General features: G+C 40.1%; 26 protein-coding genes. 24 read left to right on the forward strand and 2 right to left on the reverse strand.

Going from position 1 to position 25,924, the window contains the following annotated elements; translation table 11 throughout:
• Positions 1 to 85 precede the first annotated feature (85 nt).
• Positions 86 to 1,291 carry a pyridoxal phosphate-dependent aminotransferase gene (locus AC1EKT_RS03285; RefSeq protein ID WP_415687534.1) on the reverse strand — a complete coding sequence of 402 codons (1,206 nt, stop codon included), beginning with the start codon at positions 1,289 to 1,291 and terminating at the stop codon, positions 86 to 88.
• Between the two features lie 299 nt (positions 1,292 to 1,590).
• Here AC1EKT_RS03285 and AC1EKT_RS03290 point away from each other — a divergent pair, with 299 nt between their 5' ends.
• The 24 genes from AC1EKT_RS03290 to nucS all read left to right on the forward strand — a co-directional run bounded on the left by AC1EKT_RS03290 (position 1,591) and on the right by nucS (position 24,775).
• On the forward strand, positions 1,591 to 2,052 hold the full coding sequence (locus AC1EKT_RS03290) for an Lrp/AsnC family transcriptional regulator (RefSeq protein WP_119527272.1): 462 nt from the start codon (positions 1,591 to 1,593) through the stop codon (positions 2,050 to 2,052).
• Positions 2,053 to 2,065: 13 nt separating this feature from the next.
• A complete protein-coding gene (locus tag AC1EKT_RS03295) occupies positions 2,066 to 2,407 on the forward strand; it encodes a chorismate mutase (RefSeq protein ID WP_415687089.1) in 342 nt (113 codons plus the stop codon).
• A gap of 147 nt (positions 2,408 to 2,554) precedes the next feature.
• Positions 2,555 to 3,610 (forward strand): class II fructose-bisphosphate aldolase, encoded by a 1,056-nt coding sequence (gene fbaA, locus AC1EKT_RS03300; protein WP_415687090.1) that lies wholly within the window; start codon positions 2,555 to 2,557, stop codon positions 3,608 to 3,610.
• 117 nt (positions 3,611 to 3,727) lie between these two features.
• The gene (locus tag AC1EKT_RS03305) at positions 3,728 to 5,029 is read left to right on the forward strand and encodes an adenylosuccinate synthase (protein ID WP_391496154.1); all 1,302 of its coding nucleotides are present in this window, start codon (positions 3,728 to 3,730) and stop codon (positions 5,027 to 5,029) included.
• 95 nt (positions 5,030 to 5,124) lie between these two features.
• Positions 5,125 to 5,628: a fluoride efflux transporter FluC gene (locus AC1EKT_RS03310; RefSeq protein WP_415687091.1), complete on the forward strand. Its 504-nt coding sequence runs from the start codon at positions 5,125 to 5,127 to the stop codon at positions 5,626 to 5,628.
• Entirely contained in the window at positions 5,628 to 6,038 is a 411-nt protein-coding gene (locus AC1EKT_RS03315) for a fluoride efflux transporter FluC (RefSeq protein ID WP_415687389.1), read from the forward strand. The genes AC1EKT_RS03310 and AC1EKT_RS03315 overlap by 1 nt, the downstream gene beginning before the upstream one ends.
• Before the next feature lie 39 nt (positions 6,039 to 6,077).
• Complete coding sequence (locus AC1EKT_RS03320) at positions 6,078 to 7,445, forward strand: ClC family H(+)/Cl(-) exchange transporter (protein WP_415687530.1); 1,368 nt, start codon at positions 6,078 to 6,080, stop codon at positions 7,443 to 7,445.
• Positions 7,446 to 7,567: 122 nt separating this feature from the next.
• Complete coding sequence (locus AC1EKT_RS03325) at positions 7,568 to 8,743, forward strand: CpaE-like family protein (protein ID WP_481616124.1); 1,176 nt, start codon at positions 7,568 to 7,570, stop codon at positions 8,741 to 8,743.
• Positions 8,730 to 9,806 carry a TadA family conjugal transfer-associated ATPase gene (locus AC1EKT_RS03330; RefSeq protein WP_415687094.1) on the forward strand — a complete coding sequence of 359 codons (1,077 nt, stop codon included), beginning with the start codon at positions 8,730 to 8,732 and terminating at the stop codon, positions 9,804 to 9,806. The genes AC1EKT_RS03325 and AC1EKT_RS03330 overlap by 14 nt, the downstream gene beginning before the upstream one ends.
• 29 nt (positions 9,807 to 9,835) lie before the next feature.
• Positions 9,836 to 10,411, forward strand: coding sequence for a type II secretion system F family protein (locus tag AC1EKT_RS03335; RefSeq protein WP_415687095.1), 576 nt, complete (start codon positions 9,836 to 9,838; stop codon positions 10,409 to 10,411).
• A gap of 3 nt (positions 10,412 to 10,414) precedes the next feature.
• Positions 10,415 to 11,062: a type II secretion system F family protein gene (locus AC1EKT_RS03340; protein ID WP_415687096.1), complete on the forward strand. Its 648-nt coding sequence runs from the start codon at positions 10,415 to 10,417 to the stop codon at positions 11,060 to 11,062.
• Between the two features lie 138 nt (positions 11,063 to 11,200).
• Positions 11,201 to 11,476: a DUF4244 domain-containing protein gene (locus tag AC1EKT_RS03345; protein WP_415687391.1), complete on the forward strand. Its 276-nt coding sequence runs from the start codon at positions 11,201 to 11,203 to the stop codon at positions 11,474 to 11,476.
• Between the two features lie 29 nt (positions 11,477 to 11,505).
• The gene (locus AC1EKT_RS03350; protein WP_032835337.1) at positions 11,506 to 11,886 is read left to right on the forward strand and encodes a TadE/TadG family type IV pilus assembly protein; all 381 of its coding nucleotides are present in this window, start codon (positions 11,506 to 11,508) and stop codon (positions 11,884 to 11,886) included.
• Complete coding sequence (locus AC1EKT_RS03355; RefSeq protein ID WP_481616123.1) at positions 11,883 to 12,287, forward strand: Rv3654c family TadE-like protein; 405 nt, start codon at positions 11,883 to 11,885, stop codon at positions 12,285 to 12,287. The genes AC1EKT_RS03350 and AC1EKT_RS03355 overlap by 4 nt, the downstream gene beginning before the upstream one ends.
• A gap of 105 nt (positions 12,288 to 12,392) precedes the next feature.
• Positions 12,393 to 14,798, forward strand: a complete 2,406-nt coding sequence (dnaX, locus tag AC1EKT_RS03360; RefSeq protein ID WP_481616122.1) for a DNA polymerase III subunit gamma/tau — start codon at positions 12,393 to 12,395, stop codon at positions 14,796 to 14,798.
• A 6-nt stretch (positions 14,799 to 14,804) separates the two neighbouring features.
• A complete protein-coding gene (gene recR / locus AC1EKT_RS03365) occupies positions 14,805 to 15,413 on the forward strand; it encodes a recombination mediator RecR (protein WP_391496164.1) in 609 nt (202 codons plus the stop codon).
• Positions 15,414 to 15,541: 128 nt separating this feature from the next.
• On the forward strand, positions 15,542 to 16,306 hold the full coding sequence (locus AC1EKT_RS03370) for an aspartate kinase (protein WP_288230963.1): 765 nt from the start codon (positions 15,542 to 15,544) through the stop codon (positions 16,304 to 16,306).
• Between the two features lie 63 nt (positions 16,307 to 16,369).
• Positions 16,370 to 16,939 carry an ACT domain-containing protein gene (locus AC1EKT_RS03375; RefSeq protein WP_004105778.1) on the forward strand — a complete coding sequence of 190 codons (570 nt, stop codon included), beginning with the start codon at positions 16,370 to 16,372 and terminating at the stop codon, positions 16,937 to 16,939.
• 100 nt (positions 16,940 to 17,039) lie between these two features.
• Positions 17,040 to 18,107 carry an aspartate-semialdehyde dehydrogenase gene (locus AC1EKT_RS03380; protein WP_421790361.1) on the forward strand — a complete coding sequence of 356 codons (1,068 nt, stop codon included), beginning with the start codon at positions 17,040 to 17,042 and terminating at the stop codon, positions 18,105 to 18,107.
• 52 nt (positions 18,108 to 18,159) lie between these two features.
• Positions 18,160 to 18,780 (forward strand): DUF5701 family protein, encoded by a 621-nt coding sequence (locus AC1EKT_RS03385; RefSeq protein ID WP_004574183.1) that lies wholly within the window; start codon positions 18,160 to 18,162, stop codon positions 18,778 to 18,780.
• Between the two features lie 108 nt (positions 18,781 to 18,888).
• Complete coding sequence (locus AC1EKT_RS03390) at positions 18,889 to 19,590, forward strand: ABC transporter ATP-binding protein (RefSeq protein WP_116431974.1); 702 nt, start codon at positions 18,889 to 18,891, stop codon at positions 19,588 to 19,590.
• Between the two features lie 85 nt (positions 19,591 to 19,675).
• Complete coding sequence (locus tag AC1EKT_RS03395; protein WP_415687393.1) at positions 19,676 to 22,357, forward strand: ABC transporter permease; 2,682 nt, start codon at positions 19,676 to 19,678, stop codon at positions 22,355 to 22,357.
• Between the two features lie 240 nt (positions 22,358 to 22,597).
• A complete protein-coding gene (locus AC1EKT_RS03400) occupies positions 22,598 to 24,031 on the forward strand; it encodes an amino acid permease (RefSeq protein ID WP_421790534.1) in 1,434 nt (477 codons plus the stop codon).
• Positions 24,032 to 24,067: 36 nt separating this feature from the next.
• Positions 24,068 to 24,775 (forward strand): endonuclease NucS, encoded by a 708-nt coding sequence (nucS, locus tag AC1EKT_RS03405; protein ID WP_415683203.1) that lies wholly within the window; start codon positions 24,068 to 24,070, stop codon positions 24,773 to 24,775.
• Positions 24,776 to 24,887: 112 nt separating this feature from the next.
• Here the strand turns inward: nucS and AC1EKT_RS03410 are convergent, their stop codons facing one another.
• Positions 24,888 to 25,880, reverse strand: a complete 993-nt coding sequence (locus AC1EKT_RS03410; protein ID WP_421784780.1) for an FKBP-type peptidyl-prolyl cis-trans isomerase — start codon at positions 25,878 to 25,880, stop codon at positions 24,888 to 24,890.
• Positions 25,881 to 25,924 lie beyond the last annotated feature (44 nt).

Genomic DNA, 25,924 nt, shown 5'->3' on the forward strand with positions numbered 1-25,924 from the left:
GAATTAAAATTATTGCCCTTTGGATTATCTACCAAGGGGCAATAATTTTATTTATATTTATTAATATTTATTAATAACTAATACTTTATGCAGCATGTAAAGCTTGTTGCGCAAGTGCAAATTTGCTCATTCGAGCTACGCCTTCTTTAAGTTCTTCTGCTTTTCCAGCGTAAGATAGTCGCACGAATCCGCTTCCTTCTGCGCCAAATGCTTCTCCTGGCACAACAGCAACTTTTTCTTCATCTAAAAGTTTTTTGCTAAATTCTTCTGAACTTAAACCAGTTGGTCGAACGTCAACAAAAACGTAGAATGCACCTTGAGGCTCTATAAGACGCAATGCATTGCAATTTGCCAATCCGTCTATAACAAGCTGACGTTTTGCGCGATATTCTTCTCTCATTTCGCGCACGTGATCTTGCGGTCCTGTTAATGCAGTTACGCCGCCATATTGCGCGGTAGAATTTACAGAAGAATGCATCATTTCTGCAATTTTGCTGGTTTGCTCAATAACTTGGCTTGGTGCAAGAATATATCCAATTCTCCAGCCTGTCATTGCGTAAGTTTTCGATAAACTTTCTACAATAATTGTTCGTTCGTGCATCCCTTCAGCTGCTGCAATAGATGGCGCTACAGCATTTCCGCAAGGTTCAGTTTCTGGATTGCTTGCGAATACGAATGGATGGTAGACTTCGTCAGAAATTACCCAAAGATCAAATTCTTGGCATAATTTTGCAACTTCTTCGAGTTCTTCTGCGGTTGTTACAGCACCAGTTGGGTTGCATGGAGAATTGATAATGATGGCTTTAGTGCGCGGTGATATAGCTTTGCGTATTTCTTCCGCATTAATATGCATTCCATGTTCTGGCTTAAGTGCTACAGTTACTGGAATTCCTTCGCACATTAGAACTTCTGCATCGTACGACGTGAAGTATGGAGATGGAATAATGACCTCATCTCCAGGGTCTATTACTGATTTAATAGCTAAATATAATCCAATAGTAGCGCCGTCAACGGCTTGAATTTCTGTGTCTGCGTCGTAGTTTAGACCTTTTACTCTATTCGTATAATTTGCAGCTGCCTTGCGAAATTCTGGTATGCCTAAAACGTCTGTGTATTTTGTTTTTCCTTCTCGTAATGAGTTGCATGCAGCTTCAACAATGTGTGAGGAAGCAGTTTCGCCTGGCTCTCCTAGGCATAGTGAAATAGCGTCTGGTATTTGTTCTACACGGTCGAATACATCTCTAATACCTGAACGAGGTATTGAAATTGCATGTTTCGCTACTTTTGCCATGCTGTGCTCCTTTTTGATTGTTGGTTTTGATTATAGTTTTGCTTTGTTTTATAAGAATAATTTTTAAAGGTTATAGGTTTCGTTTATACGCTTATTATGCGAATTGTACAACACTATTCCTGATGATGTTAAAAGAAAAAATTATTTTTAACGTAATAATTTGTATTTTTTTATTATTTTTTGAATAAATTTGTTCTTTTTCTGTAAAAAATACTGTACCATAAAAGTGACTGCAATGTGGCGCTACATAGATTCGTTTTGGATTCTCGATTCAGCGTCGACTGGAGAATGGAGGACGTATGGCTGGAAATCCTCATAAAGCTGAAGCTAGTATAGCTATGGATTCAACTGATGCAATCATTGTTGATATTCTCGAACACGATGGTCGAGCGACGTTAACTCGTTTGGCGAAGGCCTCGGGTTTGTCTGTTTCTGCAGTTCAATCTCGAGTGCAAAAGCTTGAGCGTAAAGGTGTTATTACCGGTTATCGCGCATTAATTGATTATGAGCGCCGTGGTTTACCGGTAAGTGCATTTGTATCTGTTACACCGCTTGATTTTGGTCAGGAAGCTACAATACCTAATAAATTGCGTGATATTTCTGGTATTGAAGCTTGCTATTCGATTACTGGTAGTCCAAGTTTTATGCTGGTAGTGCGTGTTGCTACGCCAAGCAAATTAGAAGAACTTATTAATACCATTCATCGCATAGTTCCTGTCAGTACAGAAACAACTATGGTTTTGCAAACATATTTCGATTAAACGCCTTTTTGATATGTGTGATTTTTCTGAAACAACGGTTGACGCGCACGATACATCTCTTACAACATGTTGCAAAGTTGCTTCCGAAGAGATTATCGTGTTGCGTCAATCTGTTGATAATTTTGATAATGCAATAATTGCGCTGCTTGCTGAGCGGTTTAAAACTACGAAACGAATTGGTGAATTGAAGGCTAAAGCTGGATTTGCTCCTGAGGATTCTAAAAGAGAGCAGCAGCAAATAGAAAGTTTGCTAAATATTGCGAAAAATGCCGGATTAGATTCTTCGATTGCGTTGAAATATCATGAGTTTGTTGTTACTGAGGCTAAGAAGCGTCATAAGCAAATGCAATCTTGAGATTAGATATTTCTGTTATTTTAATTGCGTTGAAATATGGAATCACAATCAGTTTGTAGATTTTGAAGATAGATTTTCGCATACCAGTATGTAATGTTTTTGTGCATATGCGTGGCTATCTGAGTAATAAAGGCGGATAATACAAGTATGACTATTGCAACTGTTGAACGTTATGCGCATATGCTTGATGCTGCAAGTCGAGGTGGCTACGCATACCCTGCTATCAATGTTACTAGTACTCAAACTCTTAACGCAGCACTACAGGGATTTGCTCAAGCTGAATCTGATGGTATTATCCAAGTTTCTGTCGGTGGTTCTGCTTATTTTTCAGGTCAATCTCTTAATAATCGTGTTGTTGGTTCAATAGCATTTGCAAAGTTTGCGCACGAAGTGGCAGCTCAATATCCTAATATTACTATTGCGCTTCATACAGATCATTGCGCTGAGCAATATTTAGATGATTGGATTAAACCACTAATTTCTTATGAAGCAGAACAAGTCAAAAAAGGCGAAGAACCGTTATTCCAGTCGCACATGTGGGATGGTTCAACAGTGCCTTTGCAACATAATCTAGATGTTGCAGAACAGTTGCTTGAAGCTTCGCAAAAATCTCGCACAATTCTTGAAATTGAGATTGGTGCTGTTGGCGGAGAAGAAGACGGGCATCGTGCTGATATTGACGAAAGATTATATTCTACGCCTGAAGATGCTTTGCGCGTTGTAGATAAGCTTGGTTTGGGTGAGCGCGGTAGGTATATGGCAGCGTTTACTTTTGGCAACGTTCATGGAGCGTATAAACCTGGCGTTGTAAAATTGCATCCTAAATTATTGCAAGAAATTCAAAAAACCGTATATCAGAACTATCAAAATATTTGTGATACTCGCACCTTTGGTGCTTCTAAAAAGCCGTTCCTGCTTGTATTTCATGGCGGATCTGGTTCTACTGCTCAAGAGATTGCTGAAGCTGTGCGTTACGGCGTAATTAAAATGAATATAGATACCGACACTCAATACGCTTTTACTCGTGCAATTGCTGGTCACATGTTCAGCAATTATGATTCTGTTCTTAAAATAGACGGAGAAGTTGGCGAAAAGAAGTTATATGATCCTCGATCTTGGGGTCGTGAAGCCGAAAAAGCCATGGCTCAGCGTGTAGTAGAAGCCTGTGTGCAGTTAGGTTCTGCTGGTAAAGCACTGAAATAGTAAAATTTTTTAATTTTATATATTTCTTTTTCTTATTCGGTAGGGGCATAGAGATAGGCTTAACAGGTAAGAATTGTGCTTATTTGAGCAGCGTTAGCTCAAAAATGGAGGTGCGGCATGCCTGGTATTGTGCTTATTGGAGCTCAATGGGGTGACGAAGGTAAAGGCAAAGCAACAGATTTAATTGGTTCAAAGGTTGATATTGTCGCACGTTTTAATGGCGGTAATAATGCTGGACACACTGTTGTTGTTGGCGATAAATCTTATGCATTACATTTACTTCCAAGCGGAATTATCAGCCCTAATGTTACGCCTGTAATTGGTAATGGTGTTGTTGTTGACCCAGAGGTATTACTTGAAGAAATCGATGCTTTGGAATCTCGCGGTGTAGATTGCTCGCGCTTGCTTGTGAGCGAAGCTGCGCATGTTATTACTCCGTATCATCGAGTTATTGATAAAGTAACTGAGCGTTTTCTTGGCAAACACAAGATTGGCACGACTGGTCGTGGTATTGGACCTACTTACGCGGATAAAATTAATCGTGTTGGTATTCGAGTGCATGATTTATTTAATGCTGATCACTTGCGCGACAAAGTTGAAGCAAGTTTGCATCAAAAGAATCAAATGCTTGTAAAACTTTATAATCAACATCCTATTGATATTGATGCAGTTACTGCTCAACTTGTGGAGCTTGGCAAACGTTTGAAGAAATATGTTGCTGATACTTCATTAGTATTGAATAAAGCAATGGACGAGGGTAAGACTGTGCTGTTTGAAGGCGGACAAGCAACAATGCTTGACGTTGATCATGGCACTTATCCATTTGTAACTTCTTCAAACCCTACTGCTGGTGGCGCTTGCACGGGTACTGGTGTTGGTCCTACTCGTATTACGCGCGTAATTGGAGTAGCAAAAGCTTATATTACTCGTGTTGGTGAAGGTCCATTCCCAACTGAACTTTTGGATGAGCAGGGTGACTGGTTGCGTGAGCAAGGTCATGAATATGGTGTTACAACTGGTCGTCCTCGTCGTTGTGGATGGTTTGATTCTGTAGTAAGCCGTTATGCAACTCGCGTAAATGGTTTGACGGATATTGTTCTTACTAAGCTTGACGTTTTGACTGGTTTGAAGGAAATCCCAGTTTGCGTAGCTTATGATGTGACTTTGTCTGATGGCACAGTTCAGCGTATGGAAGAAATGCCTGTAGATCAAGCATTGTTTGCTTCTGCGAAACCAGTATACGAGATGCTTCCAGGCTGGAATGAGGATATTTCTCAAATTCATAAGTTTGAAGATTTGCCTCAAAATACGCAAAGTTATGTAAAGCGTTTGGAAGAGCTTTCTCATTGCCGTATTTCTGCTATTGGAACTGGTCCGCAGCGTGATCATATCATTAGTGTTCACTCACTAACTGACTGAAATCGTTTATTATTTTATGATCAAATTAGCAAAACGGCACTTCTCAATTGAGAGTGTCGTTTTGGTTTATGACGGTAATTTCAAAAAGAGTGAAAATGAGTAAAATAAGCGGAAAAAATAAAAAAAATAATTGCCGATTATACTTTTTAGTTTTTATTGGTGGTACATGTGGAGCTTTCGTGCGCGCAGTAATTTCTTCTTATGCGCACACTATTCACCAAGTAGACGGACAATCATTTATATTTGGTCAGCTTACTTTAGGCACTTTCTTGTCGAATATGATTGCGTGCTTTATTTTCGCTCTTGTTACTGCAATATCTGTTAAAGCGTTATCTAAAGAAAAGCAAACTTTGTATAAATATGCGCTAGGAACAGGATTTTGTGGCGGATTGTCTACTATGTCTACTTTCGCGTTTGAAAGTGCAATGTCTTTTATGGCTCCACGCATGACGCTTGTTGTTTTGGGCATGCTTTTTTCGCTGCTTTTTGGCGTTTTTATGGCTTTTGTTGGTAATTGGGTTGGAACAGGAATTGCGAATTGCATGAACAAAAAGCAAAGTCGATCTGTTGCGGAAGCTAATACTAAGGTGATGAAGTGATGAATTCTTTATACGTTTTTATTATGTTTATTTTGCCTTGCTTTTTTGGCGGTTTAGGTGCTGTTTTAAGATGCGCAATGACTAAAAAAATTTCAGCTGCCTACAAAAGCGAAGTTCCAGTTGCAACGCTATTTATCAATTGCATTGCTTCATTTGCTATAGGTGTTGTATCTAATGTTTTCATGGTTGCAGCTGCAATATGTGGAGTACGTTTTGCTTATTTGATGATTTTGGGATTTTTAGGTGGATTTTCCACGTTTTCTACTGCAATTTTTGAAGGTGTGGATCTTATTCAAAGAAAGCGCATAAAAGATGGAGTGTTCTTGCTTTTTGCAGAACTTATTGTCCCATTCTTTGCTGCTTCTGTTGGGTATATTGTTTCGCAAATATTGTTACTGTACGTAATTTAGTATTTAGAAGTTAAGTGTTGTGCGCAGAATCGAGTTGTAGTGAAGTTTAAGAATGCATTGAGCTTTTTGAGTAATAAGTTAAAGCAAATATCAAAAACTTTTTGCCAGCTTCGTTGGAAAGTAATATTAGCTGGAATATTTGTCGGCGCTGTTTCTGGTTCATTAGTAGCTTCTTACAGGCTTGGTATTGAACACGGTACGGATTTTGCGCGTTGGATGTATTTACAAATCCGGCATAACGTATGGTGGATTTTGCCATGCTTAATTTTTGCTGTAATTGCAGGTCTAATTATTGGCTGGATGAGTCGTAAAGAGAGTATGGCTTCTGGAAGTGGTATTCCTCAAGTCGTGGGCTATGTTAATCGCGGTTTGAATATGCGATGGCACACGATTCTGCCAGTGCGTTTTGTTGGCGGTTTACTTGGTTCTTTATTTGGATTGTCTCTTGGACGTGAAGGTCCATCTATTCAAATAGGTGCATGTGGTGCTCAGATGTTGTCTCGAATTTTACGTAAAGGTAGGCGTGACGATATTAAAGAGCATTATGTGGTAACTGCTGGAGCTGCAGCCGGTTTATCTGCTGCGTTTTCTGCGCCACTTTCTGGAGTTATGTTTGCTATGGAGGAGATTCAGCACGGCTTAACTTCAATTGTTCTTATAGGAGCTGCTGCAGCTGCTTTATGTGCTGATTTTGTTTCGCAAACTTGTTTCGGATTGCGTCCAGTTCTTGATTTTGGTCAGATTCCAGATTTGCCAATGAACTTGCATATTTGGCTTATTCCTCTTGGTATTTTTGCAGGTTTTGTAGGCTCGCTAATGAATCGTTCGTTACTTGGTTTGCAAACATTATACGGATATTTGCCAAAGTGGATTCCTGTTGCTGTTGCTTGCCTAATTGCAATACCAGTTGGCTTGTTCCTGCCTGAAGTTCTTGGTGGCGGATCTAATTTAGTGCAACTTTCTGAATATGGAAAAGCAAGTCTTGTAATGCTTTGTTTGCTATTTGTGGCAAAAATGTTGTTTACTTCTACGAGTTTTGGCTGTGGCGCTCCTGGTGGTATTTTTATGCCGATTCTTGCCGTAGGTGCGCTCGCAGGTGGTGTTGCTGCGCGCTGTATTACTAGCGTTTCAGCATTTGGCATTGATGCAAAATTTGTATCTGTGTTTGCAGTTTGCGTTATGGCTGGCACGTTGTCTGCATCTGTAAAAGCTCCACTCACTTCGATTTTGCTTACTGTTGAAATGTCTGGAACTATGATTCATACGCTCCCAGTTGCAGCTTCTGCATTTATTGCATTGCTTATTTCAGATATTCTAAAAACTAAGCCAATTTATGGTGAGTTACTTGAACGCTATATGAAAGTTAATAAAGATTTAGTATTGCCATCTGTAAATTCTGTAAAATAGATGTTTTTATAGATAATTTTGTGCAATATTTGCTTATTCTTAATATTTCCTGAGCTTTTAACCACATTGCATGAATATTGTTGAAAACTCATTGCTGTATGCGTTTCAATAGACGCATGAGTATGAATATGAGTGTAAGCAACAAATCAATTGGCGTTAAGCAGATTGATAAAAATTATAACAATGGCGAAGCTGTAGGCGCATTTAGAGATGTTAAACGTTATGTTTATCCTCCTCAAGTTGCAGATAAATCTATATACGAATCTGTATCTAATGGTGTAAAAAGCACGCCTTGTATAGCTGACGATCATACTGTTATGACTCTTTTGCCTAAGAGTTCTCAAGATGTGGAGAGTTTTCAAAATACTGAGCGCTCGCAAGATATTTCTATTAAGCATAAATCTCGTATGTTTAATAATGCTGAAGAAGATAATTTTATTGCGCGTGATTCTTTAGATCCGTTGCCTAAAAATATTTTGGTTGGAATGTCTGCTGCAGATGGCATTGGGCTAAGTACTTCGCTATCTATTCTTTCTCGCTATATAAGTGAACAAGGTCATAGTGTTGCTCTTGTAGATGCTGATTTGACTCATGGTGGTTTAGACGTTCTGCTTGGTTTGGAATCAGATGAAGGCCGCAGGTTGCAAGAAGTTGATGCTCCTTTAGGTAGATGTGATGGCTATGTGTTGCGCAATGAGCTATTGCATTGGGATAATGTGGATGTTTTAGCATTTTCTCCATGGCATGGTAAGTATCCTGAACCTTGGGTTTTAGAGGCTGCTATTAGAGGTTTAGCTGATGCTGTTGATGTAGTTATTGTAGATATAGGTTCTGGCGAGACTGCTATGAAGTCTTACCGTAATATTCCGCAATTTATTGACAGCGCAACTCTTGCTGCGGTTGAGCTATCTGTGCTCGATTTAGCAAGGCTTAGAGCGTTGCTACAAAAATTAGATACTTTGTGTGATTCTGGCGTAAAGTTTAATAAATTTGCTGTTGTTGGATTGTCTCCTCGCGGTTTAACGCAAAAATCTTATGTTTTAAGTATCGATGAAGCTTCTGAATATTTATCAACTACATTTCTTGGTTCTTTGCAACACGATGCTCGCATGTACACCGACATTATAGGGGGTTACGGTATTCGAAATGTGCCATTTTCAATGAAGGAAACTATGAAACGCATAAATAATTGGCTTATTGGAGATGTTATATCAAATACAAAAAATGCTGTAACTAAATATCGTCGTTCGCAATATCGTCGTTCGAAATATTCAAGAGGTAAATATGATCGTAAATAATATTCGTGATATTGATTTTGGCATTCTGCAGGAATTTGCCAATGATGTAAGAGTCACAGACATGGTTGTAAGTGAGTCCGGTCGTGTGTGGGTAGATTGTGGGCAAGGTCTTAAGGAACGCGCAACTCGAGTTCCGCTTAACAACCCTGCTTTGTTAAGAGAATATGCTGTATGGCTTTGTGCACAATTAGGCAAAAGACTGGATGATGCGTGTCCTATTGCTGATGCTTCAAGTACTTCTGGCATTCGCATACATGCTGTTTTAGCACCACTTGTATCTCAAGGAGCAGCATTGTCAATTCGTTTTCCTTCAATTAATCGTTATGATCTTGTTTCTTTAAGCGAGCAAGGCATGTTTCCAAAAGAATTGTCTTGTATTCTAAGCGTTTTAGTTAAAAAGCGAGCAAATATAATGATCACCGGAAGTACTGGATCCGGGAAAACTACACTTATGAAGGCTTTGTTGGCTGCTGCTGATTGCGAAGATCGTATTGTATCTGTTGAAGAAATTAGAGAGCTTGGCGAGTTGACACAAAATCATGTTTCGTTAAGTGCGCGAGAAGCAAATGTAGAAGGTGTAGGAGAAATTGGATTATCTCAATTAGTAAAAGCAACATTAAGAATGCGTCCGGATCGCATTATTCTTGGTGAATGTCGTGGGGAAGAAATTGCCGATTTATTGAGAGTATTTACTTCTGGTCATAAAGGTGGAATGACAACTCTTCATGCAGATGAAATAGAAAAAGTTCCCGCTCGTCTTATGGCATTAGGGTTATTGGCTGGGTTGGATCCTGCAGCTTTATGTGCTTTAGCTGCTGGAGCATTCGATGTCGTTATTCATGTAGAGAGATCTTCTAACGGGCGTCGAATGATCAAAGAACTCGGTATTTTGCAATACGCTTCTAGCACTTCGTTGCTGTGTGGCGTTCCAGTTTTGCAATTATCTTGTGGAATTGACGGCAGTATTGTAATGAAATTTTTGCCTGCATGGGTTAAGTTTTCAAAGTATTGGAATCTTCCCGAAAATATGGCAAGCGTATGTGTTGACAGTTCAAATAATTAGTAGTCGATTGTGTTGCTTGGAGCGTAAAAATGGATATTGAAGAAGTTCTTGCTGGAATGATTGCTGCATTACGTTCTGGTTCTACTTTTGCAATGATTGTTCACAGTGACTCTAAGTCTCAAAAATGTATTTGCAGTAGTGCAGTTAATACAAAAATTATTTATAAGTGGCTTTATGAACGTTGTTTTCCAAAGAACCGCAATATGAATAAGAATCAACGTCGTCAGCTTGAAAAACATATACATACTGTTTCTGAAAGTCTTATGGCTTCATATGAATTGAGTAATACTCTTGGTTGCGCTATGGCAGAATGTGTGGAAGCTACGGCAAAGTCATATCATGCTCAGAAGCGTGCAGAAGATTTACGTGCTGACGTAGCTGCAATGCCAAAAGCAACAATAAAATTACTTACTGCTCTGCCTATTTTGGCTCTTTTTGCTGGTGAATTACTAGGTGGGCATCCTATTTTGATGTTAATTACAACAGTAAATGGATGGATTTTATTAACAATAGGTGGAATATGTTATGGATTGGGTTTGGTATGGGTTAGTTCTATGTTGCAAATATCTCAGCATGCAATGGATGCTGCTTCGCTGGAAGGATGATTTATGGAATCCACAAAGCAGCTTTTGTTTATCGTTCCATTGTTCGTTGTAATTGTTTGGCAATGGGTGAGTTTGAGATTAGAGTGTGATTCATTAGATAATCGTATGCGTTTTAACAGCAAAATTATGCTAGTTAAATACGAATGGCGTAATTCCAAAGTTTCATATGTAGATCCTCTTCTTGGTTTACATATGATTATTGTTTCACTTCGTAGTGGTGTTGCTATTACTAGGGCTCTTAGTGCTGTTGGGCAAGTGTTTCCTTGTGGTCAAGGCATGTGGCTTTGCTCTGTTTCCAATGCTTTACTTGCAGGAGATACGTGGCATGAAGCATGGTCTTCTACTTATACTAAACAAGATAATTTTGAATTAGAAAATAAATCAAAATTTACTAATCGTAAAAACTTAGATTCTTCAGAAATATTAGCTAGATGGTTAATGACATCTTTAAAAGAATCATGGTGTTATGGTTCATCTCCAGTTCCTGTATTGTCTGCACTTGCTCAACATTATGAGAGAAATATGGCTAATATTGCGAGACAAGAAAGTTCTAGGTTGTCTGTGCGATTGCTGCTTCCTGTTGGATTATGTTTTTTGCCGTCTTTTATATGCATAGGAATTTTGCCAACAGTTATGTCGCTTATGCGCTAGCTTTTTAAAAATAAATTTCTAGAAAAATAAATTAGCTTTTATCCACAATGCAATTTTTTTATTTTCATTCGCAAAACAAGTTGTAATAATATTTCTATCCGAAAATTTCGGATAGTTTGAAGTGAAAGGTACAAGATGATGGTTGGGATAATGCAAAAACTTGTTGCACGATGCTCTGTGTCTATGCTTCAAGTAAATGAACAATTAGTGAATATTGAGTCATGTTTGTGTCAAAAAAGAAAGCTGTACGCTGAAGGTCTTAAAAATAAGGATTCTGGAGCTGTAACAGCTGAGTATGCAGTAGTTATTATTGCTGCCACTGGTTTCGCTGCGTTGCTAGTTGCTATTTTGAAATCAGATACGGTTCGCACAACGTTGACAAATTTAGTGCAAAAAGCATTGAAAATCGGCTAACGGCATGCTTTAGCAGATGAAATGAGCTTATGATGCGGAAAGTTATTGTGTGCAAAAGGTTGTTGCGCAAAATTAGTGATTATGACAGAGGGACGGTAACTGCTGAATTTTCTATTGTTTTGCCTTGCGCATTAATACTGTTATTTGTATTAATTGGCATAGGTAGAGCAGTTGTATGTACTATGAATTGTCATGATGCTGCTGCGCAAGTTGCGTATTATCTTGTGACTCATAAGGACGATAAAGCTGCCGCAAGTATTGTGCAGTCGGTCGCAGGTCAAGGAGCGTCGGTGAAAATAAGTCGTAGCAATAATATGGCGAATATTGTTGTTAAATGTCCTCTTATTCCTGATCCTCTTCATATTTTGCCGCCTCTAGTGGAAAGTCATGTAAGCCAGGTTTTAGTATGAGTAGGCGCAAGAATTTTGTGAAGCATTCAATAAATTTCATTCATAAGCGATGTAAGGGCATTGACTGCGGTTCTGGCACTATGCTTGGCATTATGCTAGTGATCGCAGTCTGCTCAATACTAGTGCTTTCTGCTATTTTATGTAATGTTCTCGGAGCTAAACATCAAGCTTATGCTGTTGCAACTTCCGCTGCTTTATCTGGTGCTTCTGCGTTGCAAAGGATGGAGGATAATGCGTGCGAGGCTGTTGCGCGTACTGTTGCTTCAAGCAATGCTTTTTTGAAATCTTGCAACTCTACTAGTAATGATGTAACTGTTCGTGTTTCTGTTGGGCTGAATATTCCATTTGCTTCTAACGTGGAAGTTTCTGCTAGAGCAGGGCTAGAAGATTGCAATAAGTAGTAAGTAGCAAAAACGAATATAAATATCAGCAGTCGGGTGGCGGCTGCTGATAGTCTTAACTAAGATATATCGGGGAAATAGTTAGGTCGCGGTAGGTTAGGAAACATGGCACTTGCACTGTATCGTAGATATCGTCCTGACACGTTTGATGGTGTTATTGGGCAGGATCAGGTTACCATACCTTTGTCTAGAGCATTAGACCAAGGAAAAATAACGCATGCATATTTATTTTCTGGTCCGCGTGGATGCGGTAAAACAAGTTCTGCGCGAATTTTAGCTCGCTGCATTAATTGCGAAAAAGGACCAACTTCGCACCCATGTGGAGAGTGCCAAAGCTGTAAAGATTTAGCTACTGGCGGTGCCGGTTCTATCGACGTTGTAGAGATTGATGCTGCAAGCCATAACGGTGTCGATGATGCTAGAGAGTTGCGTGAGCGTGCTGGCTTCGCTCCTGCTCGTGACCGTTATAAGATTTTTATTCTCGACGAAGCTCATATGGTTACACAGCAAGGTTTTAATGCTTTGCTTAAGATTGTAGAAGAGCCGCCTGAGCATGTAATGTTTATTTTTGCTACCACTGAGCCGGATAAAGTTATTGGCACTATTCGCTCACGTACACACCATTATCCTTTCAGACTTGTGCCTCCAGAAGTAATGTCTCCATATCTTGAAGATATTTGCAAAAAGGAAGGTATTCTGCCACAGCCGGGAGTTCTTCGTCTTGTTATGCGCGCTGGTGCAGGATCAATGCGAGATACGTTATCTGTGCTCGATCAGCTTATGGTGGGTGCTGTTGATGGTTCAATTTCTTTGGATTCTGCGGTTGCTTTATTAGGTTTTACGCCTAATTCATTGATTAGCGAATTCATTGACGATCTTATTAATCATGATGGCGCTTCGATATACGATGTAGTTCGTCGCGTTATTGTTGGGGGCTACGATACTCGCAAGTTTGTAGAAGATTTATTAGGTAGAGTTCGTGATTTGTTGCTTATGGTATCTGCAGGTCCTAAAGCGGCTTCAAGCTTACTTAATGATGTTTCTCTAGAAGATTTGGAAATATTGAATAAGCAATCTGCAAGCATGACATTGCATGATTTAGCACGTATGGCTCAAACAATTAATGATGCTTTAAGCGCAATGGCTAGTGCAATTTCTCCTCGAATGAATTTGGAAATTTTAGTTGCTCGTTTGCTTGCAGACAGCGAAACTTCAAATACTGTTGCAACTAATTTGCGCATTAATAACGTGCAACAACAAAATATTTCCACTTCTAAGCAGAATATTCAAAATAAAGTATCTTCTGGTGCTCATTTCGTAGGTTCTACAAGCAATAAGAAATATGTTTCTGCAGATAGTGAGAATAATATTACTTCAAATTCTTCGCTACCTTCTGAAACTACAGCATCTCCTATTGCTAAAGCAGAAACGCAATCTGCTACAAACACAAAAGAAATGGAATCTAAAAAAGCGTTTTTAAACGATGCACATAATGCTAATTCAAAGAATGATTCCGTGGATACCGATGCAATGTGGGATAAAGTAGTTTCAAAATTGCCTGATGACGTACGCGAGTATGTAACTCGTGAGTATGTTCCTACAGTGCAACTTACTTCAGCACAATCAGGTCGACAGCGTCTTATTTTGACTTTTAATGAGCCTATGAGTCAACATGCGTTTGCGCTCGCAGTATGCACTACTTCTCCATATGATGGACAAAAAGTGCCAAAAGTAGTAATGAATGAAGTGCATGAGGTGTTTGGAGCGCAAGTAATGATTGCTCCTGCACCAGTTGCTGCTAATGGTGAACAAGTAGAATCTGTTGCTCGAATGGATCCGCAAAAGCTTGCAAAAGTTAAGCGCGATATTTTATTGCGTAAAACTGGTATATCTGCTGGTTTTAGTAATAAAACTGATTCTGATAGCAACGGAATAAATAAAAATCCTATTAAAAAAGAATCTTCGGGTTTTAGTGGCGCTGATGGCTCCGCAGCATCAGTAGCTTCTGAAAATACTGCGGATGAATTAAGTGATATTGCAAATGCGGATGATGATGTTTGGGCAGACATGTCGTCTATGCCTATGTCGGATGTGATTGCAATGCCGGAAAACTCTTCTTCTGAAGAGTCTTCTTCTAAAGACTCTTATACTGAAGATGAGCCTGTGCCTCATGCAGCAGAGATTGCAATACAGAAGAGTTTGCATTCTCATAACCGAGATGAAGCTGTTTCTGGTGTCTTGGATCAAGCTAAACTACAGTCTCAAGTTCAGAATGCAACTAATACTTCAGAATTGTCTGCTGAATCAATTCAGACTACTGTTTCTCCTACGAATGGAGCTACTGCTGACGAATGTTCAATGGATGATGCTTCATTAGAATCAGCAACATCTGTAAGCACTGATGAGCTTAAACAAATTTTTGAAGTTAAATCTGTTGAAGAATTTGTTTCTAGTGATCCTAAAAATCCTAAAAATGCGATTATGAGCGTTAAGAAAAAGCAAGAGGAGTAGTTTACAGTGCATAATTCATCGTCATATGACGGAGCAATTGGTCGCTTAATTGAAGCATTTTCAAAGCTTCCAGGGATTGGACCTAAAGGCGCTCAGCGTATTGCGTTTTACTTACTTTCTTCCTCGGATAAAGATGTACAAGAGCTAATAGACGCAATTAATAACATGAAAGAAAGTGTGCGTTTTTGCGATGTATGCGGAAACGTATGTGAGCAGAGCCCTTGCATAGTATGCGCAGATCCTCGACGTGACCATAGCAAAATTTGCGTAGTTGAAGAACCTAAAGACATTATGAGCATTGAGCGCACTCATGAGTATTCAGGTGTTTATCATGTTCTTGGTGGTGCAATTAACCCAATGGCAAATGTTGGGCCGGGAGACTTAGCAATTACGCAATTACTTGAGCGTCTTAAAGATGAAAAAGTTCAAGAAATTATTCTTGCTCTTGATCCTGATATAGAAGGCGAAGCGACTGTTACGTATTTGGCTCGATTGCTCGATCCTCTAGGAATTAAAGTTACTCGCTTGGCAAGTGGATTGCCTGTTGGTGGAGATTTAGAGTATGCGGATGAGATCACTTTAGGTCGTGCATTTTCTGGTCGTCAATCTGTGTAATTTTGAATATTGTTTTTATGCGCGCATGTCATTATCAATAAATAGGGCATAGTTGGTAGTCTGATATTGAAGCCATTATTTGGCATATCCTGTGCGTTTATCAATTTGACATGAGCGAGGGGTAAAAATTGGCACTTATCGTACAGAAATACGGTGGTTCTTCTGTAGCAGATACAGATTCCATACAACGTGTTGCCAAACGCATTCTTTCTACAAAAGCAGCAGGAAATGATGTTGCTGTTGTAGTTTCAGCAATGGGCGATACAACTGACGATTTAATTGATCAAGCAATGAGTGTAAATACTCATCCTCCTGCTCGCGAAATGGATATGCTTATGACAGCAGGCGAACGAATTTCTATGAGTTTGCTTGCAATGGCTATTCACGCCCAAGGATCTCATGCTTATTCTTTTACTGGTTCTCAAGCTGGATTTATGACAGATACTCAGTTTGGAGCTGCGCATATTCGTGCGGTTAAGCCTGATCGTGTCAGAAGAGCTCTTAGCAAAGGCAGTGTTGCAATTGTTGCCGGGTTCCAAGGAATTAATGAAGTTGGAGATGACACAACTCTCGGTAGAGGCGGTTCGGATACTTCCGCTGTAGCGCTTGCGGTTGCTTTAGGTGCTGATGTATGTGAGATTTACACGGATGTAGATGGAGTATTTACTGCGGACCCACGTATTGTGCCAACTGCAAAACGTATTCCTGTAATCGATTATGATTCAATGCTTGAAATGTCATCTTGCGGTTCGCGCGTGCTTGCGTTGCGTTGTGTTGAGTACGCTCAGCGTTTTGGTATGCCTCTTCATGTTAGAAGTTCATTCTCGCATAGGAACGGAACGCTTATAGTTCCCAATAATATTAATCCGAACGATTTGCCTAATCTGAATTAGAAAATACAAAACTAAATATTAATAAATAATGTCAAATAATCTTCGAGCTTAAGGGCGGTAACAATGGTAAACCATGATATTCTTTCGACTATGGGCGATTTATTTCCTGATTTAGGTCCGGAAACTCCTGTTATTTCTGGCGTTGCTCATGATCGCAGTGAGGCAATGATTACTGTTCGCGGTATTCCAGATATTCCTGGCATGGCTGCGAAAGTATTTACAACTCTTGCAAAAGCAAATGTAAATATTGACATGATTGCGCAAGCAAGTGCTTCTACTGGTACAGCAGATATTTCTATTACTGCTCCAGGAGCGTCGATGGAAGCAGTGCGTAAAGTTCTAGAAGAAGCGCATGATGAATTGAAATTTACTTCTATGGATGTCGTTCCAGTAGTAGGAAAAGTAGCTGTTGTTGGCGTTGGTATGAAAACACATTCAGGATTGGCTGCTACCTTCTTCACTGCGCTAAGTGAGCATGGTATAAATACTTTGATGATTTCTACTTCGGAAATTCGTATTGCTGCCATGGTTCCTGTTGAACAAATTGATGAAGCTGTTCGCGCTTTGCATACTGCTTACGGTTTGGATGCAAGCCAAGTTGAAGCAGTAGTGTACGGCGGAAGCGGGCGCTGAAGCAATTTAAATTATTAAATTATTAAATTATTAAATTATTTGAATTGTAGAATTGTAAAAACTGTAGAAATTATACGTACTTACTTTTAAGGGAGTCTCGATGACAATTATCAACGAAAAAGGCGTGAACGTGGCAGTACTTGGCGCAACTGGCCAAGTTGGTATGGTAATGCGTCGAGTGCTTGACGAGCGCGATTTCCCAATAAAAGATTTACGGTTTATGGCTTCCGCTCATTCTGCTGGCACAGTTTTGCAATATCGTGGCAAAGACGTAGTCGTAGAAGATGTAGAAAAAGCAGATTTGCATGGAATTGACATAGCTATTTTTTCTGCAGGCGGCGGAACTTCAAAAATTTGGGCTCCGAAATTCGCTGAAGCCGGCGCAATTGTAGTAGATAATTCTTCGCAATGGCGTATGCATAACGACGTGCCTTTGGTGGTTGCGGAAGTAAACCCTGAAGATTTAGATACTATTCCAAGAGGAATAGTAGCAAATCCAAATTGCACAACTATGGCTTGCATGCCTGTATTAAAGCCGCTTGCTGATGCTTTTGGATTAAAACGTTTAATTGTTTCGTCTTATCAAGCTGTTTCTGGTGCCGGTCGAGCCGGTGCTTTGCAACTCATGAATGAGGCTCAAGCTGCATTAAACCAAGGAGCAGATAAACTCGTTTTCGACGGTAGTGCAATAGATTTCCCTGAACCTACAAAAGTTGCTCGTACTATTGCTTTTAATGTAGTGCCTTTTATCGGTTCAATAGTTGATGACGAATCTGAAGAAACTGACGAAGAACAAAAATTGCGCAATGAAAGCCGTAAGATTTTGCATTTGCCAAATCTTGCAGCCTCATGCACTTGTGTGCGCGTAGGTGTTTTCACTGGTCACGGCATGAGCGTAAACGCTGAGTTTGAGCACGATGTAACTCCAGACATGGCTCGCGAAGTATTGAGCAAGGCTCATGGAGTCGAGCTTAACGATATTCCTACTCCTCAGCTAGCATCCGGAAAATCTGCAAGTTATGTTGGAAGAATCAGGCAAGACCAAGCAGTCGATGGAAATAAGGGATTGGCACTTTTTATCACTAACGATAATTTGCGAAAAGGTGCTGCATTAAATGCTGTGCAATTGGCGGAAATTATTGCTAAAAAGCGTAATTTTCTAAATTAATTATGGTTATATTGCGCTCGCGATTATGTAAGATTTTGCGTAAACTGGAATTATGTCAATAGCGTCTGAAGAAATACAGCAGCAACTCGATCGTATAGTGGCACTTGGGTATCCAGATGTGGCTGATATGAGTGCCGATGCTTTTCGTAAGTTGGCAAATCCTATATTGTGTGCGCTTGAAAATAGTAGTTTAGGTGCGAATATTTTATTGGTTCCTACGCGTGAATTAGTTTCGCCTGAATCGTTGATTTCTCGTACTAGTATTAATCGCATGGCTGGATTCACCACTATGCCTCCGCGAGATATCATAAGTTTTCTTCCTAAAGACGGGTATGAGTTTCCTGAAGGCCCGTTCTATATAGTTGTCGATCCGCATACTGGCTCATCGTATTTGAATCGAGAGCCTGATGTTGCTCGTAAACTTATTGATTCTGATGAGCGTTTGCCTCTTACGCTGGAAGAAGGGCTTGCTATTGCAACACAACATCCAGATTGGCTTGAAAGCAAGAATGGATTTAATTTGCTTGGTTCGCAAAGCGCAGATGGGCGTGTGCCAAGTATATGGATGAGCCAATGTGCTCCTCGCTTAGGTGCTGTTTGGCCAAATTCTCGTCATACTTGGCTTGGTAATGCATATTGTATGGAAAGATGTGGAGTGTCGTCGCTGAAGTAAGTTAGCGAATTTTGCGCTCATTTAGTAAAATAGTACGAAATATAACGGTAGATAATACAAATAAATAGAAGTTGAATTTTATAGTTTCTCATATTGTGAAGGTGCGTTGTGGCATATATAACTTTTGATCATGTAGTGAAAGAATACCCATCAGGTTCTAGTGCTGTGCGAGCTTTAGATGATGCCAGTTTTACTGCGCAAAGTGGCGAGCTTACAGTAATTTTAGGTGCATCTGGCGCGGGAAAAACTACAGCATTAAATATTTTGGGCGGTATGGATACTGCAACAAGCGGTCGTGTTGTTGTTGGTGATTGCGATGTTACTAAGCTAAAAGGTCGTAATTTGGTGCGCTACCGCAGAGAAGACATTGGTTTTGTTTTCCAGTTTTATAATCTAGTTCCAAATTTAACTGCTCTTGAAAACGTAGAGTTAGCTTCGCAAATTTGTGCAGATCATTTTGACCCTGCTCAAACGCTTATTGATGTTGGCTTGAAAGAAAGGCTACATAATTTCCCAGCGCAACTTTCTGGCGGTGAGCAGCAACGCGTATCTATTGCGCGCGCTCTTGCTAAAAAACCTAAATTATTGCTATGTGACGAGCCTACTGGTGCTTTGGATTATGAAACAGGTAAGGCAGTATTGCAATTATTGCAAGACATTTGCCGAACTGAAGGCATGACAGTGCTGATTATTACTCATAATGCTGCAATTGCTCCTATGGCTCACAAAGTTGTTCGTTTCCGTTCTGGAAAAGTTGTAGACGAAACTGTGCAAGAACATCCTATGGCTATAGCCGATATTGAGTGGTGATTAGGTGGTTGTTATGCGGAAAGTAGCAGCAGTTTCAAAGCAATCTGATAATAAAAATGCCAATAATGGCAGTGAAGGTAAGCGCATGCATTCATTGCTGCCAATAGTATTTATTAGCGCAATTAGAATGTGGGTTCGCGAATGGCGCCGCTTTTGCGTTCTTGCGGTTATTGCAATGCTTGGCGTTGCTGTTATGACTGGTATTTATGCAGGATGCAACGACATGTTTCTTGCTACTAACGATATGTATGCGAAGTTGCATGCTTATGATTTGCAAATCGTATCTACTCTTGGTTTAACTAAAGACGATGTTGCAGCATTACGCGCGTTGCCAAGTGTGAGTGAAGTTGAAGCAGAGCGTTCTTGGAAAGCAACAGCGCACGCAACAGATGATACAAAGTCTTCATACGCAATGAATTTCGTGCATTATGTAGAATCGCAAAAAAATCTTAATCGTTTGCATTTGCTTAAGGGCAACATGCCTAAAAATAATAGTGAAGCTGTTGTAACTCAGCGATTTTTACACGATAGTGGCTTGAGCATTGGCAATGTGATAGTAGTCAATATGCGGCAAAATGCGGGCGTTGGAAGTCGTGATTCTTCCAATTCAAAGTCTAAAACTTATCGTTTGCGCATAACTGGTAGCGTGCTAGATAGCAACGATTTAAACAATCCTGATGGCTATCAATCTAAAGCATTTCGCAACTCTGTGACGTCTAGATATCCAATATTTACTTCTGCTGCTCCTGATAACGTGACTAGCTTGCCGTATACGGCAATATCGGTGCGTTTGAATGATGCTCAACATGTCAATGTTTTTTCTAAAGATTATCGTGGCATCGTCGACGATGCGTCTGAACAGATTCAAGAACGCGTGCAATCTAAACGCGAAAAAGCTCGACGTAATCAAATTATCGACAAACAAGTTAATTTAGAATTAAAAAATATTATTGCAAACGATCCCAGGCTTCAGCGCGCTCCAAATTTTGTTAAAGAGCAAGCAAAGGAGCAAATTCGTAAACAAATTAAGTCAGAGATTCAAAAACGTATTCCTCAAGCTCAATGGCATATATCTACTCGCATAGCTAACGACAGTTATGCTAGTTTGCGTTCTGACGTTGCTTCAATACAGTCACTTGGATACGCTTTCCCGGCAGTATTTCTTGTTGTAGCAATGATGATGAGTTTAACTGCTATGGCTCGTATGGTTGAAGAAGAGCGAGGGCTTATTGGAACTTACTTAAGTTTGGGATACGGTCGTTCTACTGCAGTAACAAGACATGCTTTCTTCGCAATATTCGCGTGCTTTGTTGGCGGCGGAATTGGCGATATTATGGGTTTTCTTGCAATCCCTTCACTTTTACTAAAAATCTTGCGTGGTTTATACGCTGTTCCAGACGTTAGTTTGAAGTATGACTGGCTATATGGCTCTTTGTGTGTGCTAGCATTTGTGATTCCTGTTGCAATATGCACAATAGTTGTTAGTTGGCGAGAAACAAAACAAGTTCCTGCAGCTTTGTTAAGGCCAAAAGCTCCAAAAGCTGGTTCTCGCGTTCTTCTTGAAAGGTTGCCTTGGATTTGGAAGCGAATGAGTTTCTTAAATAAGGTTACTGTTCGCAATTTGGCGCGATTCAAAGGCAGATTGTGCATGACTATCGGTGGAGTTGCCGGTTGCACAGCGCTTATTGTTTGCGGTCTTGCTTTGAACGATACTGTTGCTACCCTGGGTATTCGCCAATACGAGGGAATTTATCGATACGATATGATTTCTATCTCAGCTCCAGGATCTTTTCAAAATATGAAGAAAAGCGTTGAGCAAGACAAGTCAAATAATAAAGTAGAAACTATTCTTCCGGCTTATGTGGGCTCTGGAGAAATAGCTAAAAATCAATCAAATAAGTCGAATAGTCGTCATGTTGAGGATTCAGAAAGCGTTCAGTTGGTTGTTGTAAAAGACACGAAAACTTTGTCTCATCTTGTAAATTTGCAGGATGTGAACAATAATCTGCAAACTATTAAACTTACGGATGAAGGTCCGTTGCTTTCTCAAAGCGCTGCTGCATCTCTGGACATTACTCGTGGTAGCGAAATTAATGTGACGAATACTAGTTTTAAGCGTGCGAAGGTTAAAGTTAAAGCTATTGTTCGTAATCTTATTGGTTCTAATATTTACATGACTGAACGTTGCTACGATCGTTTGTTTAATGGTGAAAACAGTAAGCTTTTGAAACATAATGCGTTAATTTTGCGTTTGCGCGGTAGCGATAATAATAAAATTAAATATGCAGACAATGTTTCTGAACGTGACGGTGTGCTTGCTGTTATGAATATTACGCGTATGAAGCATGCTTTTAGTTTTGATCTTATGAATGCTGTTGTTGCTTTAATCGTAACTTTGGCTGCCGGCTTAGCTTTGGCTGTGCTTTTTACTCTTGCAAGTACTAATATTTCGGAACGTACTCGCGAAATGGCTACGCTGAAAGTTCTCGGTTTTTATCGTAGAGAAGTTCATTCCTATGTGCATAAAGAAATGCTTACTTTAACTGTTATCGGTATTGCTGTTGGATTGCCATTAGGAAGGCTTATTGCAGGATTGTTGACTAGTGCGCTTCGTATGCCATCGTTGTATTTTGAAGTTGAAGTAGCTCCTTTAAGCTATTGCATTTCTGGCGTTGCGACGCTAATTTTTGCGTTAATTGTGCAATGGGCTACCAACCCAGCTTTGGATCGCATAGATCCAGTAAGCTCGCTTAAAAGCGTGGAATAGTTGCGCGAATTGTGGAATGTGTAAATGAAATAGTTAAGGGTTCCCTATAAAATTGGAAATTCGTGGCTACTAAAGAACGGAGTTGTAATAATGAGTGAGACTGTGAATAGTGACATTAATGTAGATTCTAAACAAACAGAATCTGCAGAGACGCACAATAGCACATCTTCTCATAATCAATCTTCAAACCAAGCTTCTAGCGTATCTGCGCAAGAAAATGCAAGTAGCAATACAAACCAAATGGAGCGTAGTCTTACTAAGCGTCACGTGCAATTTATTGCTATCGGCGGCACAATTGGCACAGGTTTGTTCCTTGGTTCCGGAAAATCTATTAGCTTAACAGGTCCTAGTATCGTATTCGTTTACATTATTGTGGGCTTGATTATGTTCTTGCTGATGCGTGGCATTGGCGAACTTATGTATAAGGATCCGAACCAGCATACTTTTATTAGTTTTATTACCCGTTATCTTGGCAGAGGTTGGGGTAATTTTGCCGGATGGTCGTATTGGTTTGTGCTTGTACTTATTGGTATGAGCGAAATTACGGCAGTTAGTACGTATTGCGTCACATTCTTCCAAACTTTCGACATTGACGTAAGTCATTGGAAATGGCTGATAGAAGTAGCATTTTTAGCGGCTTTAGTGTGCATAAATTTGGTGGCTGTAAAGCTATTTGGGGAAACTGAGTTTTGGTTCTCAATGATTAAAATCACGCTAATTGTTGCTCTTATTGTTACAGCCGTAGTTATGGCTTTAATTGGTTACCATTACTCTGCAACTCCTTTGCATGGTGGCGTAATAAGTCCTGCTGGTCACGCTGGATTAGATAATATTTTCAACAATTTCTCGCTTATGCCAAACGGCTGGCTTTCTTTCTTAATGAGCTTCCAAATGGTGTTTTACGCGTACCAGCTTATTGAGTTTGTTGGCGTGACTGTTTCGGAAACTAAGAATCCTCGCCAGGTTTTGCCAAAGGCTGTTAACGAGATTATTGTACGCGTTCTTGTTTTCTATGTTGGTGCTCTCATAGCGATTATGCTTATTGTGCCATGGCAGCAGTTTAAGGCTACGAATGCAGAAGGCGTATTTATGTCACCATTCATTATGGTGTTCCAATACGCTGGATTGCATTGGGCTTCTGCGCTTGTGTTCTTTGTGGTTATTACGGCTGCATCTTCTGCGCTTAATTCTTTGCTGTATTCTGCAGGTCGCCACATGTATCAGATTGCTCTTGAGTCGCCTTCGCCTCTTTTGGGTAAGTTGCGTAAGGTTTCGCGCACTAAGGTTCCTGCTCGCGCGATTTTGTTCTCGTCTGCTTTAATTCTTCTTTCGCCAATTATTAATTCGATTCCTGGCGTTCATGGCGCGTTTATTTTGTTTGCTTCTGCTTCTTCTGCAGTGATAATCATGATTTACATTTTGATTATGGTTACGCATCGAAAGTATCGTGAATCCGCTGATTTTATGCCAGACGGCTTCGTTATGCCGCATTATAAGCTTTTGAATTCTATTACTATAGCGTTCTTTGCTTTTGTATATGTGACCTTGTTTATTAGCGACGATACGCGAGCTTCTGCAATTGGCGGACTAGTGTGGCTTGTATTGTTTGGCGGATACTGCGCTTTGCATCAACATTGGCAGAATCGCGATTTAGCTGAAGCATTGGGGAAGTAGAGTACTTCTTTACTTGATTTCTGTTATGCTTGCTGTGTGCGAATTATTGTTGCAGATTGCAGTGCAGAATATACAGGTAGATTAAATGCCACGCTTCCTTTAGCTAAGCGAGTGTTGCTTATTAAAGCAGATGGCAGCGTACTTATTTTTTCTGAGCTTGGTGCGTATAAACCACTTAATTGGATGGTAGCTCCTTGTACTATGCGTGTTCTGCGTAAAGAAGATAGCGATGAATCTGATGCTGGCATTGTTGTAGATGGCTGTATTTTGCGCGTTGCTGCCGCTAAAAGCGATGATTTGCTTATGATTTCGCTCGAGCATGTTTATAGCGATAATACTTACGATTTGGGTGAGGACCCTGGCTTGGTTAAAGATGGTGTTGAGGATCATTTGCAACGCTACTTGGCTGAGCAGATTGAGCGAATTGGCGATGGTGCTACGTTGGTGCGCCGCGAGTATCCTACGCCTATCGGACCAGTGGATATTATGGCTCAAGATGCGGATGGTGTACATGTTGCTATTGAGATTAAGCGACATGGTGGTATTGACGGTGTTGAGCAACTTACGCGTTATTGTGAGTTGCTGAATAGAGATCCGTTACTTAAGCCGGTTAGAGGTATTTTTGCAGCGCAAACTATTAGTCCGCAAGCTCGCGTTTTGGCTGAGGATCGTGGCTTTACTTGCTTAATATTGGATTACGATGAAATGCGTGGAGTTGAGTCCAACGATCTTCGTCTGTTCTAAATATGTGTTCTAAAATATGTGTTTTAAATATGTAAAAACCCCTCGGGAAGGAGGGGTTTGTTATTTATGAATCGCTAGTTAATTTTGCAACAGTTTGCAAAATTTACAAATCTCACGAAGCATAGAGAATATCGACTACAAAGTAAAGTGTTGCGTTTGCAGGAATAGTTACGTTTCCGCGCGCATCCTTCTTTTCTTCTTTACCGTAGCCATCTTCTGGTGGAATTACCAAAAGAACTTGGGAACCGACTTTCTTTCCAGTTAAGCCTTTAGTCCAACCAGGGATTACTCCTCCAGCAAGTTGGAAGTCTGCAGGTATGCCGCGAAGCCAAGAAGAATCAAACTGATGCAGTTTGCCGTCTTTATCGGTAGTCCAACCAGTGTAATGAGCGGAAACTGTGTCTTTTGCAGTTACTTCTTTTCCAGTTCCTTCAATCAAAGTTTGAGAAACAAGCTTTCCGTCTGGCACGTAGTTATTTTTATCTAAGCTTGGGGCTCCAGATTTATCAAGAGTTACTTTCGGCAAATTTGCAGGGATGTCCGTAACAGCTTTGCCTGTTGCTCTAGTTATAGCCTTTGATCGCGAAACCATTGTAAGAACCATAATATATGAAGGATTTTTGGCTCCTCCGCTTACGCCCAAAGCAATAGTAGAATTAATTTTCTTGCCTTTAATCAAAGCGTAATATGGGCGGCTTGTAGAATTTTTACTAATGTAAATTGAGCAATCAACTTTGCCTTTTTCCCAAGTATTCATAAGCTCTTTGCCGGTTTTGGAGTCGAACACAATGCCCTGAGAGCATACACGATCGCCTTCTTCAATTGCTTCTCCGTTGCCTCGCTGCAAAACGGCGTAAGTATTTTGATTTACTTTTACAGGCGTTTTCAGCGTTATTTTAGGCTTTTTCCCAAGCTCTCCAGATGCGCTTATGCCTTCCATCAACTGCATTCCAGCTTTTTGAGCGTTCTCATCAATTAAATTGTTTTTGTTGTTGTTGGAACTCTCTGCGCAGGAAGCGAGCACTACGCACATTGCTAGTGCGCTAATAGTTGCGAAAGTGCGAAGTAAAAGAGATTTTTGTCCTAAGGTTTTGATTTTTTTCATAGCCTCACATTACCGCCTGACGCTGATTTTTACATCAAAACATG

The sequence above is a fragment of the Bifidobacterium sp. C0047B3 genome, assembly GCF_056590535.1.

Excerpts from the sequence above, each read along its gene's own strand:
- AC1EKT_RS03285 (WP_415687534.1), bottom strand. The coding sequence starts at position 1,291 with ATGGCAAAAGTAGCGAAACATGCAATTTCAATACCTCGTTCAGGTATT.
- AC1EKT_RS03290 (WP_119527272.1), top strand. The coding sequence starts at position 1,591 with ATGGCTGGAAATCCTCATAAAGCTGAAGCTAGTATAGCTATGGATTCA.
- AC1EKT_RS03295 (WP_415687089.1), top strand. The coding sequence starts at position 2,066 with ATGTGTGATTTTTCTGAAACAACGGTTGACGCGCACGATACATCTCTT.
- fbaA (WP_415687090.1), top strand. The coding sequence starts at position 2,555 with ATGACTATTGCAACTGTTGAACGTTATGCGCATATGCTTGATGCTGCA.
- AC1EKT_RS03305 (WP_391496154.1), top strand. The coding sequence starts at position 3,728 with ATGCCTGGTATTGTGCTTATTGGAGCTCAATGGGGTGACGAAGGTAAA.
- AC1EKT_RS03310 (WP_415687091.1), top strand. The coding sequence starts at position 5,125 with ATGAGTAAAATAAGCGGAAAAAATAAAAAAAATAATTGCCGATTATAC.
- AC1EKT_RS03315 (WP_415687389.1), top strand. The coding sequence starts at position 5,628 with ATGAATTCTTTATACGTTTTTATTATGTTTATTTTGCCTTGCTTTTTT.
- AC1EKT_RS03325 (WP_481616124.1), top strand. The coding sequence starts at position 7,568 with ATGAATATGAGTGTAAGCAACAAATCAATTGGCGTTAAGCAGATTGAT.
- AC1EKT_RS03330 (WP_415687094.1), top strand. The coding sequence starts at position 8,730 with ATGATCGTAAATAATATTCGTGATATTGATTTTGGCATTCTGCAGGAA.
- AC1EKT_RS03335 (WP_415687095.1), top strand. The coding sequence starts at position 9,836 with ATGGATATTGAAGAAGTTCTTGCTGGAATGATTGCTGCATTACGTTCT.
- AC1EKT_RS03340 (WP_415687096.1), top strand. The coding sequence starts at position 10,415 with ATGGAATCCACAAAGCAGCTTTTGTTTATCGTTCCATTGTTCGTTGTA.
- AC1EKT_RS03345 (WP_415687391.1), top strand. The coding sequence starts at position 11,201 with ATGGTTGGGATAATGCAAAAACTTGTTGCACGATGCTCTGTGTCTATG.
- AC1EKT_RS03350 (WP_032835337.1), top strand. The coding sequence starts at position 11,506 with ATGATGCGGAAAGTTATTGTGTGCAAAAGGTTGTTGCGCAAAATTAGT.
- AC1EKT_RS03355 (WP_481616123.1), top strand. The coding sequence starts at position 11,883 with ATGAGTAGGCGCAAGAATTTTGTGAAGCATTCAATAAATTTCATTCAT.
- dnaX (WP_481616122.1), top strand. The coding sequence starts at position 12,393 with ATGGCACTTGCACTGTATCGTAGATATCGTCCTGACACGTTTGATGGT.
- AC1EKT_RS03375 (WP_004105778.1), top strand. The coding sequence starts at position 16,370 with ATGGTAAACCATGATATTCTTTCGACTATGGGCGATTTATTTCCTGAT.
- AC1EKT_RS03380 (WP_421790361.1), top strand. The coding sequence starts at position 17,040 with ATGACAATTATCAACGAAAAAGGCGTGAACGTGGCAGTACTTGGCGCA.
- AC1EKT_RS03385 (WP_004574183.1), top strand. The coding sequence starts at position 18,160 with ATGTCAATAGCGTCTGAAGAAATACAGCAGCAACTCGATCGTATAGTG.
- AC1EKT_RS03395 (WP_415687393.1), top strand. The coding sequence starts at position 19,676 with ATGCATTCATTGCTGCCAATAGTATTTATTAGCGCAATTAGAATGTGG.
- AC1EKT_RS03400 (WP_421790534.1), top strand. The coding sequence starts at position 22,598 with ATGGAGCGTAGTCTTACTAAGCGTCACGTGCAATTTATTGCTATCGGC.
- AC1EKT_RS03410 (WP_421784780.1), bottom strand. The coding sequence starts at position 25,880 with ATGAAAAAAATCAAAACCTTAGGACAAAAATCTCTTTTACTTCGCACT.